This is a genomic window from Mycobacterium sp. 1081908.1, assembly GCF_001673535.1.
Classification (GTDB): Bacteria; Actinomycetota; Actinomycetes; order Mycobacteriales; family Mycobacteriaceae; genus Mycobacterium.
On sequence record NZ_LZLY01000109.1, the window covers coordinates 1 to 11,080 of the forward strand.

13 protein-coding genes and 2 pseudogenes are annotated in these 11,080 nt (G+C 69.5%); 8 read left to right on the top strand and 7 right to left on the bottom strand.

Features of this window, described 5'->3' with window-relative positions; genetic code table 11:
- The 3 genes and pseudogenes from A5655_RS17795 to A5655_RS17805 all read right to left on the bottom strand — a co-directional run.
- Window positions 1-1,137: pseudogene (locus A5655_RS17795) on the bottom strand (type VII secretion AAA-ATPase EccA); the annotation flags it as partial.
- 170 nt (window positions 1,138-1,307) lie between these two features.
- Complete coding sequence (locus A5655_RS17800) at window positions 1,308-2,822, bottom strand: PPE family protein (protein ID WP_067012154.1); 1,515 nt, start codon at window positions 2,820-2,822, stop codon at window positions 1,308-1,310.
- Window positions 2,823-2,962: 140 nt separating this feature from the next.
- Window positions 2,963-3,868: a class I SAM-dependent methyltransferase gene (locus A5655_RS17805; protein WP_067012156.1), complete on the bottom strand. Its 906-nt coding sequence runs from the start codon at window positions 3,866-3,868 to the stop codon at window positions 2,963-2,965.
- Between the two features lie 256 nt (window positions 3,869-4,124).
- On the opposite strand from A5655_RS17805, the gene A5655_RS17810 reads away from it, so the two are divergent.
- From A5655_RS17810 to A5655_RS17825, 4 genes are all read left to right on the top strand, one after another.
- Window positions 4,125-4,916 (top strand): metal ABC transporter solute-binding protein, Zn/Mn family, encoded by a 792-nt coding sequence (locus A5655_RS17810; RefSeq protein WP_197508726.1) that lies wholly within the window; start codon window positions 4,125-4,127, stop codon window positions 4,914-4,916.
- Window positions 4,903-5,691: a metal ABC transporter ATP-binding protein gene (locus A5655_RS17815; RefSeq protein ID WP_067012160.1), complete on the top strand. Its 789-nt coding sequence runs from the start codon at window positions 4,903-4,905 to the stop codon at window positions 5,689-5,691. The genes A5655_RS17810 and A5655_RS17815 overlap by 14 nt, the downstream gene beginning before the upstream one ends.
- 62 nt (window positions 5,692-5,753) lie before the next feature.
- Window positions 5,754-6,602: a metal ABC transporter permease gene (locus tag A5655_RS17820; RefSeq protein ID WP_082978728.1), complete on the top strand. Its 849-nt coding sequence runs from the start codon at window positions 5,754-5,756 to the stop codon at window positions 6,600-6,602.
- A 10-nt stretch (window positions 6,603-6,612) separates the two neighbouring features.
- Window positions 6,613-7,089, top strand: a complete 477-nt coding sequence (locus A5655_RS17825; protein ID WP_067012164.1) for a Fur family transcriptional regulator — start codon at window positions 6,613-6,615, stop codon at window positions 7,087-7,089.
- On the opposite strand, the gene A5655_RS17830 is transcribed toward A5655_RS17825, so the two are convergent.
- Both A5655_RS17830 and mrf read right to left on the bottom strand, forming a co-directional pair.
- Window positions 7,062-7,328, bottom strand: coding sequence for a type B 50S ribosomal protein L31 (locus A5655_RS17830; RefSeq protein ID WP_067012167.1), 267 nt, complete (start codon window positions 7,326-7,328; stop codon window positions 7,062-7,064). The genes A5655_RS17825 and A5655_RS17830 overlap by 28 nt on opposite strands.
- A complete protein-coding gene (gene mrf, locus A5655_RS17835; RefSeq protein ID WP_067012170.1) occupies window positions 7,325-8,524 on the bottom strand; it encodes a ribosome hibernation factor-recruiting GTPase MRF in 1,200 nt (399 codons plus the stop codon). Before mrf ends, A5655_RS17830 begins: the two co-directional genes overlap by 4 nt.
- Before the next feature lie 113 nt (window positions 8,525-8,637).
- Between mrf and rpmB the strand changes: the two genes are divergently transcribed.
- From rpmB to rpsR, 4 genes are read left to right on the top strand one after another with little or no spacing between them, the layout of a single operon-like run.
- Window positions 8,638-8,874 (top strand): 50S ribosomal protein L28, encoded by a 237-nt coding sequence (gene rpmB, locus A5655_RS17840; protein WP_066934008.1) that lies wholly within the window; start codon window positions 8,638-8,640, stop codon window positions 8,872-8,874.
- A complete protein-coding gene (rpmG, locus tag A5655_RS17845) occupies window positions 8,874-9,038 on the top strand; it encodes a 50S ribosomal protein L33 (protein WP_067012172.1) in 165 nt (54 codons plus the stop codon). Before rpmB ends, rpmG begins: the two co-directional genes overlap by 1 nt.
- 2 nt (window positions 9,039-9,040) lie before the next feature.
- Window positions 9,041-9,346: a 30S ribosomal protein S14 gene (gene rpsN / locus A5655_RS17850; protein ID WP_067012174.1), complete on the top strand. Its 306-nt coding sequence runs from the start codon at window positions 9,041-9,043 to the stop codon at window positions 9,344-9,346.
- Window positions 9,346-9,609 carry a 30S ribosomal protein S18 gene (rpsR, locus tag A5655_RS17855; RefSeq protein ID WP_067012176.1) on the top strand — a complete coding sequence of 88 codons (264 nt, stop codon included), beginning with the start codon at window positions 9,346-9,348 and terminating at the stop codon, window positions 9,607-9,609. Before rpsN ends, rpsR begins: the two co-directional genes overlap by 1 nt.
- Before the next feature lie 408 nt (window positions 9,610-10,017).
- Here the strand turns inward: rpsR and A5655_RS17860 are convergent, their stop codons facing one another.
- Window positions 10,018-10,749: a TIGR03943 family protein gene (locus A5655_RS17860; RefSeq protein WP_067012178.1), complete on the bottom strand. Its 732-nt coding sequence runs from the start codon at window positions 10,747-10,749 to the stop codon at window positions 10,018-10,020.
- Window positions 10,749-11,080: pseudogene (locus tag A5655_RS17865) on the bottom strand (permease); the annotation flags it as partial. The pseudogene A5655_RS17865 and the gene A5655_RS17860, both read right to left, overlap by 1 nt.

Sequence of the window (11,080 nt, forward strand, 5' to 3'; positions counted from 1 at the left end):
GGTGGTCTTGCCGGTCCCGGGCGGTCCGGCGAAGACGAGGTGGTGGGTGCGCTGCGCCACCGTGAGGCCGCGCTGCTTGCGCACCAGCTCCATGGCAACCGAGCTCTTCAGGCGGGACACCTGGTTTTTCACCTCGTCGAGCCCGATGAATTCGGCGAGCTGGCGTTCGGCCTCGTGCAGCAGCGCGGCCTTGCGCTCGTGGGCCGCCGGGTCGACGAAGTCCTCCGCCGTGGGCTCGGTGGCGGCGTCCCAGGGATCGGTGCGGGCCTCGATGCGGGCCGCCGTCGTGGTCACGATCCCAAAGCTGGTGTCGGACAGGGCCTGTTCGACCTGTTCGTTCTCGGGATGCGCGGCGTACAGATCCTGCAGCACTTCGCTCGCCGACTCCTCGTCGACGTGCGCGCGCAGCACCAGCCCCTTGGCCAGCGCGCCGTCGACGGCCGCCACCGCGACGGGGCCGTCGGGTTCCTCGAGGTAGGACAGCGCCGGGGCGAACATGCCCAGCCGGGCCAGCGCCGTGCCCAGCGTCACTTTGGCTGCGTGGGAAAAGGTTTCGTCGAGATCGGTGTCGTTGACGATCGGGGTCAGCAGTTTGACGACGTCCGACCAGCGCTCGGCGCGGTAGTTGATGACGACCGACACCCAGCGGGCCTCGCGCCAGCTCGGGCGGCGCGCGACGAGGGCGTCGACGATCTCGTGCGCGTCGGCAAACCGCCCGTCGGTTGCCAGCGCCGCCGCGTAGGCGAGGTGGAAGTCGTCGGGCGTCACGGCGCGGAACTGTAGGTACAGGCCGGTGTCGTAGCGGAAGCACAGGGCGCCGGGCGCCAGTTCCACGTGGCGCTGCAACGCGCCGGCCGTCGTCGCGTTGCGCGACACGGCCTCCAACACGCGCAGCGAGACGTCGCCGGCGGCGGCCAGCCCGGTCCAGGCGTCGCATTGGTCGTGAGCGATGCGCGTCAGCGCCGTGAACCCGGTGCGAGCGGCGGCAAGGTCGGCGGGGCGCTGGCGCTCGTAGACCGCGATGCCGAGCGCGCGACAACACGTCGCGAACCGGCTCACGATGTCGCCGTCAATCCTGCCGTCCGGCCGAGAATTTGCAGGGCGGGCTGCGAGCACGCCGGCGTCACCGCGTTCCACGGCTGTTACTTCCCATCGATGTAGCTTCCCCTAACCTAACCTGCCTGAAGTTAGCATTACCTAAGCTAGTTGTCGAGGCGCGCCCCGGCTCGCCTGACCTGCGCCTCCGCCTCCCCCTTCGCGGCCACTGACCAGCGCCTTCCGGCGCGGTACACCTCGACCAGCTGAGCTTACTGAAAATCGTTTTCATTATCAAAAGCGTCGGGCGCCCAGGTTTGCGGCATCATCGGCACCGACGGGCCGCCGCCGAACTGGTCGCCGGCCAGCGTGGCCAGGCCCACCGCCCGGGCCGCCTCCGCGCGCGCCGTTCCGGCGAAGCCGACGGCCCCCGCGCCGCGGTCGGACGCGACGGTCGCGGCCGCGTCGGGGCCGGGCTCGTCGTCCGTGTCCCACTCCGGGTCCACGTACTCGTATCGGTATCCGCGGTGGTGGTCGTTCATCGCCGCGCGCCGCCGCCGGCGCGCCCGTTCGCTTTGTCGCGCCGACGCCCCGGCGGCCGCCGCGGCCGCGGCGCTATCGGGTTCCGGCGCCTTGCGCTGCGCGGCGGTGCCCATCCCGGTGCTCGACCCGATGGTCGGCCCGCCCACCAGGTACGGGAAGGCGCCCCCGGCGACACCGGCGGGCGGCGGCGGCGGGGCCCCGGCCGCCATCGAAGCCGGCGCCGGCGCGGGAGCCGGGGCCGGAGCCGAGGAGGGCGCCGGGCCCGGGGAGGAGGCAACGCTGAGCGCCGGCGAGGCGCTCGGCACCGGCGCGCCGACGCTGTCCGGGATCGGGGAGGCCGCCACCGGGGCCGGGCCCGGTTGAATCCCGGCCAGCCCGCTCAGGCCCGCGAGGCCGCCGGCGAAGGCCGGGGTGACCACGGTCGATGCGAGGGCGAGCGGCACGACCACCTGCAACTGCGGAAAGGTGTCGAACACTTCGCCCACGTGGGTGGCCTCGTCGGCGACGAGCGCCGGGATGTCCGACTCGATCTGCGATATCGACTCTCCGGGGTTCTCCGGAAATTCCTCGATGTCCCTTCCCAAGGTTTGGAAAATCTCGAGGAACCGGTTCTCCCACCAACTCAATTGGGTCGGGTCCCCGCCGTCGTTGTCGATGATGTCGCCGCTGTCGCCGGTGTCGCTGCCGTCGCTGTTGTCGTCGGCGGCATGCAGGATCTGGGGCGCGGGATCGGCCTGCGGCGCGGACGCGACCGCCGTGCCGGCGAGGGTTTGATAGGTGGCCATCGTGGTGGCCGCCTGGACCCACATCCGCACGTAGTCGGCCTCGTTGAGCGCGATGGGAATCGTGTTGATGCCGAAGAAGTTCGTCGCCAACAGCACCGCGTGAATCGCGTGATTGGCGGCCAGCTCCGGCAGGGTGGGCATCGCCGCCAGCGCCGCGGTGTAGGCGGCGGCCGCGGTCTCGTGCCGGGCGGCCGCCGACGCGCTGTTGGCGCTGGCCCACGTCAGCCACGCCAGGTACGGCGCGTGGGCGGCCACATATTGCATGGCGGTGGGCCCCTCCCACGCCCCGGCCTGCGTCGCGGCCAGGACCGAGGTGAGTTCGTCGGCCACCGACGCGTACGTCGCGCTCAGCGAGCTCCATCCCGCGGCGGCGGCCAGCAGCCCGCCGGGTCCGGGACCGCTGCTGAGCTGCGCCGAATGGATCTCCGGGGGCGACGCCATCCACACGGGCGCGGTCATAGCGGCGACTCCTTACCGATCGGGCTGGACCCGCCGGCGCCCTGGGCTGTTGGGCGCCGTCGTGAGCCCGAAGGAGTAGTCGCTGACTGGGGCGGGAAAGTTCCCGCCCCAGGGCGATTTGGTGCGCGAGTCGGTTGCGGTCAGTCCTTGACGGCGCTGACCAGGGTGTTGCGGGCGATCATCGGCCCGGCTTCGGCATCCGGGCCGGGCACCGGCCGCCCGACCTCTCGGAGGTAATCCGCCAGCGGGGTGCCGACGGCCGTCCACCCGCGCCGCCCGAACCACTCGGTGGCGGGCGCGCACTGCTCGTTGTAGACCAGCCGGAAGAACAGGCGCTGGTCCCCCTCGGCGGCGGCCGCGCGTTCCTCCTCGACCGCGGCCTCGAACGCGTCCGGCTCGAGCGGGGCGCCGTCTTCGATCGCGACGTGGCTGCCGCGGGCGGCCAGGCCGTCGACGCCGGTGAACAGCTGCTCCTGCGCGCTGGCCGGCAGATAGATCAGCAGGCCCTCGGCGATCCAGGCGGACGGCTTGGCCGCGTCAAAACCCCCGTCGCGCAAGGCCTGCGGCCAGTCGTCGCGGAGGTCGACGGCGATCTCGCGACGCTCGGCGCGCGGTTGGGCGCGGTGCTCGGTGAGCACCTCGCGCTTGAAGTCCAGGACCTGCGGGCGGTCCAGCTCGAAGACCGTCGTGGCGCCCGGCCAGTCCAGGCGATAGGCGCGAGAATCGAGCCCGGCGGCCAGGATGACCACCTGCCGCACGCCCGCGTCGGCGGCCCGGCGGAAGTATTCGTCGAAGTACCTGGTGCGGGCGCCCTGGAAGTTGACGAAATGCGCGCCGAAGTCCTCGGACTTCAGCGGGTGGTCGGGGTCGTTGCCGTCGAGGACGTCGGCCGAGGGACCGCCGACCGCGCGGCAGAACAGCTCCGCGTACGGGTCGACGGCCAGCGGGTCGGGCTTCTGCGCCTCCAGGGCTCGGGCCGTCGCCACGAACAGCGCCGTCGAACCGACACTCGTTGTGATGTCCCAGGTATCGCCTTCGCTACGCACCCAACCGACATTACGCGACCAAGAAATCCGATCACCCCCTCGCGCGACACTAATGAAAACGGTTATCGTTTCCCAGGTGACCGCCGTGCGTCCCCACGCCCTGCGTCCATGGGTCGTCGCCGCGGCGGTGACGCTCACTATCGCGGGCTGTTCGACGAACCCGGCCGCAACCCCTCCGCCCTCGGGCGCCACCAGCACGCCGGTGGCCACCGGCAGCGCCGCCGCGGCGTCCTGCCCGACCGCCCCGGTCGCGGTGGTGGTCAGCGTGGATCAATGGGGCGACATCGTGTCCGAACTCGGCGGCTCGTGCGCGATCGTCAAAACGGTGCTGGCCAGCTCGTCCGTGGACCCGCACGATTACGAGCCGTCGCCGGCGGACGCGGAGTCCTTCTCGGGCGCCAAACTTGTCGTCGTCAATGGCGACGGTTACGACGCGTGGGCCTCCAAGCTGGCCGCCAGCTCCGGCGCCGGAGCACATGTGGTGAGCGCCGCCGACGTCACCAGGACACCGAATGGTGCCAATCCACACTTGTGGTATCTGCCATCGGCGGTGGCCGGCGTGGCCGATGCCGTAAGCGCCGAGTTGAGCAAGCTCGATCCCCAAGCCGGCGACTACTTCCGCCGGCGCCGCACCGAATTCGCTTCTGCCATCGCGCGATACACCGGTCTCATCGGCAAGATCAAAGCCGCCGCGGGAGGCAAGTCCTACGCGGCCACGGAGACGGTGTTCGACTACCAGGCGCAGGCCCTCGGCCTCGTCAACAAGACCCCGGAGGGCTACCAGCGGGCGTCGGCCGCCGGGACAGATCCGTCACCGGCGGACATCGACGCGTTCCGCGCCGCGCTCGCCGCGCGGCGTGTCGACGTCCTGATCTACAACACGCAGACCGAGGGCTCGATCCCGCAGCAAATCCGTTCGGCCGCCGAACAAGTCGGGGTACCCGTCGTCAACGTCACCGAGACCGTGCCGCCCGGCCAGACGTCGTTTGAGGCCTGGCAGTATGCCCAGCTCGTTGCGTTGGGGAAGGCATTAGGTGTCGCGGTCTGAGCCCGAAGTGAAGTCCGCCGCGCTCGCGTTCACCGACGTCAGCGCGGTACGTGGCGGACGGGTCATCTGGTCGCGCGCCACCTTCACGGTGCCCGCCGACCGGCTCGTCGCCGTCATCGGACCTAACGGTTCCGGCAAAACCACCCTGCTGCACGTGGTCCTCGGGCTGATTCCCGCCGCGAGTGGCCACCTCGAGGTGTTCGGCCGCCGTCCCGGCCAGGGAAACGACGCTATCGGCTACGTGCCGCAAAACTATGCCGACGACTCGGGGGACGCCATCCGCGCGGCCGATGTAGTGCTGCTCGGGCTCGCCGGGCGGCGATGGGCCTTCGGGCGCGGCACCTCAGCCCAACGCCGGCAAGTCGATTGGGCTCTGGCTGCCGTTGAGGCCACGGAGATCGCCGAGCGTCGGCTGTCGACACTTTCCGGCGGGCAACGCCAACGCGTCGCGATAGCCGCCGCGCTGGTGGCACGCCCCCACATGCTGATCCTCGACGAACCGCTGGCGTCACTGGATCTTCGCAGCCAGCGCGACATCGTCGCGCTGCTGGCCCGGCTGCACGCCGAGCTGGCCGTGACGATCCTGGTGGTCTCTCACGACCTCAACCCGCTGCTGCCAATCCTCGACAGCGCGATCTATCTGCTCGACGGGCACCCGCACTACGCACCACTCGACGATGTCGTGGACGATGCGCTGCTCACCCGCCTGTACGGCATCCCGATTCAGGTCGCCCGCACCCTGCAGGGGGACCGGTTCATGAGGAGCGCACTGTGAGCGACCACGCCATAGCGCTTGGCTACCAACCCAATTGGTGGCCGATCCTGACATCGGCGTTCATGGGCAACGCCCTGATCGGCGGCACCATCGTTGCCCTGGCCGCGGGACTGATCGGCTACTTCGTCGTGGTACGCCGGACGGCCTTCGCGACCCACGCGTTGGCGCACATCGGATTTCCCGGCGCCACCGGCGCGGTCCTCCTGGGCGCGCCCGTCGGCGCCGGGCTCGCCGTGTTCTGTATCGCCGGTGCACTGGTCATCGGCGCGCTCGGCAAACGCGCCACCGATCGCGAAGTGGTGACCGGGACGGTGCTGGCCATGGCGACGGGGCTCGGCCTGTTCTTCAACTCCCTGGCCACCAAGAGTTCGAGCACGGTCACCAACGTGTTGTTCGGCAACCTGCTGGCCGTCTCACGGGCTCAACTGGTCAGCTTCGCGATCCTGCTGCTGGTGTTGGGGCTCAGCATCGGCGCCATCTACCGACCGTTACTGTTCGCCTCGGTCAACCCTCTCGTCGCCGAGGCCAAGGGCGTGCCCGTGCGTGCCCTGTCCATGATGTTCATGGCACTGCTCGGGGTCACCGTCACCATGGCCGTGCAAGCCGTCGGCACGCTGCTGCTGTTCGCGCTCGTCGTCACGCCCGCTGCAACGGCGATCATGCTGACTCCCCGCCCGGTCGCGGCCATGTCGGCCTCGACCGCGATCAGCTTGACCGCGGTGTGGCTCGGACTTGGCGCGTCAGCGATGTTCAACCTGCCGCCGAGTTTCCCCATCGTCACCATCGCGTGTGCCGTTTGGTTGGTCGTCTGGGCGGGCAGCCGCCGCCGACGCGTTACCGCCCGGGCATTCGAGGACCCACAGACCACGCACGCGTCACCGAAGCCGACCCGCGCCGTCCGGAACGGTTGAGCGCCATACGATGTCTTCGCCCGCTGAACCCCGACGGCGACGTTCCACGGCCAAGCAACGGGCCGTGTTGGAGGTCTTGCGAGAACAGGGGAACTTCCGCAGCGCCCAGCAGCTTTATCTGGACGTTCGGCAGAACCGGCAGCTGCGAATCGGGCTGACCAGCGTCTACCGCATCCTGCGCACACTGGCCGCCGACGGCGTCGCCGAGACCCAGCGCGCCGAGGACGGCGAGATCCTCTACCGCCCGCGTACGGGGACGGGTCATCGGCACTATCTGGTCTGCAGGCGTTGCGGCGAAGCCGTGGCATTCAGCCCGGTCGAGATCGAGGAGCATACCCACCGCCTGAGCCGCCAACACCAATACACCGACGTCACTCATTACGTCGATGTCTACGGGACATGTCCCCAATGCCGAGCTGCACCAGGCACCGAAAGCTCAGCGGGACAACCGTATCCGCTTCATGCGGACGATCGCCGGCCGCCGTAGCGGCGGTGGAATTTTTCCACCTGCCCGGCCGTATCGACGATGCGGCGCCCGCCGGTCCAGAACGGGTGCGAATCGGAGGTGACTTCGACCACGACGAGCGGGTACGTGCGCACTCCGTGGGCCGTCTGCCATTCGATGGTGCGCGCGCTGGTGAGGGTCGATCGGGTCAAAAACATCGCACCGGTGGTGGCGTCTTGGAATACGACGGGATGGTAGTCGGGGTGGATCCCGGGCTTCATCGGCTGCCTCCGTCCTGGGTGTGCCGGGCGGGCGTGTCCTCGACGGCCTCCGTCGGGGCGGCGCAGGGGTCTTCGTGCCAGTGGCCGAACGGGTCCTCGTAGTGGGCCCAGTCCTGCGGGGAGCGGTACTCCTCGTCGGTGAGCAGCGCGCCGTGCAGGCCGTCGAGAATGTCGGAAAGCTCGGCCCCGCATACCAGTACGGTCATCGCCGTGTGCCGGTCACCATGGCGGTCGTCCCATCTCAGCTCGGCGAAGGCGCGTCGCTCGGCGTCGATGCCGGCCAGCTCCGCGGGGGTTAAGGCGGCGAGCCATTTGCCGGCCGAGCTCACCCGCAATCCGCCGCCGGCCGATTCCAACCACATCGCGTGCTCGGGCTGGCTGGCCAGCCAGAGCCGCCCCCGGGTTCGGATCACGCCGTCCAGCAGCAGGTCCACACAAGCGTGCAGACGCTGCGGATGAAAGGGGCGACGGGAATTGAACTCCACCAACGTAATCCGGCCGCGGGAATCCAGGGGCGGCTGTCCGGCCAACAGCGGGCCGTGCGGATCATCGCTTCGGCCCCGCCTGGCGTCGGGTGGCAGATTGTTCACGGAGTGCTCGATGTGGTCCGGTCCCACCTGAATTCGCGCGCGGGGCGACAGACGGCGCAGCACGCCGGCCACGTGCGGGTCGGGTCGGTTGAGCACGACCACGTCGGCGAATTCGGCCTGACCGACGACGACCTGGGCGCGGGTGCGCCCGTCGTCGAGTTCGGCGTCGCCGAGTGCGTCGTCCAGCCACCCGGATGAGTCGACGCAGGCCACCACGGCGGCGATCGACACGTCCAGCGCCGCCGGCCCGTCGACGTAGCCGGGCGCCACCCGGATCCGGACCTGGTTGATGGCCAGGCAGATCGGTTCGGGTTCCAGCCACGGCGCCAGGTGCACCACGACGCGCTCGACATCGTCGCGGCGGTGCAGTTGGCGCAAGAGCACCAGCAGGTCGTTGCGGATGGTGCACGACACGCACCCGTGCGCGAGCTCGAGCCCGGCCTCCGCCGTCGTCAGCACCCGATGCTGCAGCATCGCCGTCGTCCGGCGCACCACATGGCCGTCGAAACGGTGCTCCACGACCAGCGTCCCGGGTGCACGCAGCAGCGCCCCCACGACCGGATCGGTGCCGGCCTGACCGGCGACCAGGATGACGGGCGTCCGCATCAGTTCCCTTCGTGAAAATCATTTTCATTAAGCGCTCTCCGTACGGTACCGTGTGCGGCGGGGCTTGTCGAAAATGATTTTCAATAAGGTCGATCGGGCCGGGAAGGGGAAATGTGTCTGCCCACTGCCAAGTGACCGGCCGCGCACCGGGTTTCGGTAACGCGGTATCGCATTCGCATCGCCGCACGCGCCGGCGCTGGTCACCCAACATCCAGCTCAAGACGTACTACCTGCCGTCGGAGGACCGCCGCATCCGCCTGCGGGTCAGCGCCAAGGGCATCAAGGTCATCGACCGCGACGGCATCGAGGCCGTGGTGGCCAGGCTGCGCCGGGAGGGGCAGCGAATCTGATGGCGCGCAACGAGATACGCCCGATCGTCAAGCTGCGCTCCACGGCGGGCACCGGCTACACCTACATGACGCGCAAGAACCGGCGCAACGACCCCGACCGGCTGGTACTGCGCAAGTACGACCCGGTGATCCGCCGCCATGTCGACTTCCGCGAGGAGCGCTGAGCGTGGCCAAGAAATCCAAGGTGGTCAAGAACGACCAGCGGCGCGCCATCGTGGCGCGTTATGCCGAACGGCGCGCCGAACTCAAAGAGATCATCCGTTCCCCGTCGAGCCCGGCCGAGCAACGGGAAGCCGCGCGGCGCGAGCTGGCCCGTCAGCCGCGCGACGCCAGCGCCGTGCGGCTGCGCAACCGCGACGCCGTCGACGGGCGCCCACGCGGACACCTGCGCAAGTTCGGGTTGTCGCGGGTACGGGTCCGCCAGTTGGCCCATAACGGGCAGTTGCCCGGCGTGCGGAAGGCGAGCTGGTAGTGGCCAAGAAACCTCAGCGGACCCGTCGCGCCGCGGAACTTTCCGTCAAGCCCAAGAGGAACCTCCTCGCCAGCCTCGGGCTCAGCGCGGTCGACTACAAGGACACCGCGTCGCTTCGCGTGTTCATTTCGGAGCGGGGGAAGATCCGCTCGCGGCGCGTGACCGGTTTAACCGTGCAAGAACAACGGCAGGTCGCGACCGCGATCAAGAACGCGCGCGAAATGGCGCTACTGCCCTACCCGGGGCCCACCGCGGGCCACTGACACGTGACTCCGCCACGCGGCGGTACCGACCGCCCGTTCACCGTCGTCGTCTGCACCGCGTGTGCGGCAGACGATCTTCCCTCCGTCATCGAAGAGCTTCGTCCCACCATCCGGCGCTGTCCCCACGCCATGCTGGTCTCCGCCGCTTGCATGCTCGGACCACTCACCTGCGCGTCCCGCCCAACCGGATGCGGCGTCATGGCTCTCGTCCAGCCCTGCACCGACGACCGGAAGCCCTGCGGGCCACCGCATTGGATCGGCCCCATCAGTGACAACGACGAGGCCGCTGCGCTGTGCGATTGGCTGGAGCGCGGACAATGGGAAAACGGGACTGTGCCAAGGGATCTCGGCAGGCATCAGTTTTGGACCCGAGACGCAGGTCGAAGCAATTAAGGCAGCGGCGGGTCCTCAACGCGGATAATCGTAGGGGTTGGCCGGGGCATCGATGCGTGTGACCGCGGTGGCCTGCAGCGTCGGAATCTTGGGCGAATTCGGTTGTCTGGGTGGCACTTCGCCTTCCACCCGAATCCAGGTGTTGTCGGGCAACCCGACCGCCTGGGCGGCGGCCGGGCCGCCCAGGTGGATGCGGGCCAGCTGGGCGTCGGCCGCGCAGCAGATGATGACGACCCGGCCGAGGTCGACGCCCTGCGCCTCGTTCAGCACAAACCCGGTCACGGTGATCGGCCGGCCCTTCAGCGAGCCGGTGGTGTCCTGCGCCTCGCGCATCAGCACCTCCGGCAGCGAAAGTTCGGGCGCCCGGCCGGGCGGAATCGGCGGAAACGCGCGATTCAGAACGTCATTGGACACCGATGTCACCGACGGCGCGGCGGCCGACGGTCTCAGGGCCGGCGGCGTCACGAAACACAAGGCCACGATGGGAACGACGAGCAGCCACACGATGCCGCGCCGATGGGAGTGCACGTGGCCGTGATCGTCGGCCTGTTCACTGATCCGCGGACCGCCGCGACGGATATCGGCGAGCATCGCCAACAGCGCCAAACCGATGAGCAGCACCGCCGAGGCGACCAGCCACGGCAGCAGTCCCGGCTTGACGTAGCGGGTGAACTCGCCGGTGACCGTGATCATGACGATGCTGATGCCCACCACCAGCAGCACGGTGTTCTCGGTTTCGCGGGTCATTACCTGCCACCCAGCACGAGCAGTCCGACGCCGCAGGCGCACGCGATCGCGACGAGGAACGTGGCGGGGGCGAAACGGGCCGCGAAGGCCCGGCCAAACATGCCCGCCTGCATCGCGAACAGTTTGACGTCGACCGCCGGGCCCACGACCAGAAACACGAGCCGGGGCAGCAGCGGCACCATGATCATGCTCGCGGCCACGAACGCGTCGGCCTCCGAACACAGCGCCAGCACCACCGCCAGGGCGGCCATCACCGCGACACCCAGGACGAGGTTCGCGGCCAGGTGCGTGAACACCCAGCGCGGCACCACCACGTGAAGCGCGGCCGCCG

Excerpts from the sequence above, each read along its gene's own strand:
- A5655_RS17800 (WP_067012154.1), bottom strand. The coding sequence starts at position 2,822 with ATGACCGCGCCCGTGTGGATGGCGTCGCCCCCGGAGATCCATTCGGCG.
- A5655_RS17820 (WP_082978728.1), top strand. The coding sequence starts at position 5,754 with ATGGGCAACGCCCTGATCGGCGGCACCATCGTTGCCCTGGCCGCGGGA.
- A5655_RS17825 (WP_067012164.1), top strand. The coding sequence starts at position 6,613 with ATGTCTTCGCCCGCTGAACCCCGACGGCGACGTTCCACGGCCAAGCAA.
- A5655_RS17830 (WP_067012167.1), bottom strand. The coding sequence starts at position 7,328 with ATGAAGCCCGGGATCCACCCCGACTACCATCCCGTCGTATTCCAAGAC.
- mrf (WP_067012170.1), bottom strand. The coding sequence starts at position 8,524 with ATGCGGACGCCCGTCATCCTGGTCGCCGGTCAGGCCGGCACCGATCCG.
- rpmG (WP_067012172.1), top strand. The coding sequence starts at position 8,874 with ATGGCGCGCAACGAGATACGCCCGATCGTCAAGCTGCGCTCCACGGCG.
- A5655_RS17860 (WP_067012178.1), bottom strand. The coding sequence starts at position 10,749 with ATGACCCGCGAAACCGAGAACACCGTGCTGCTGGTGGTGGGCATCAGC.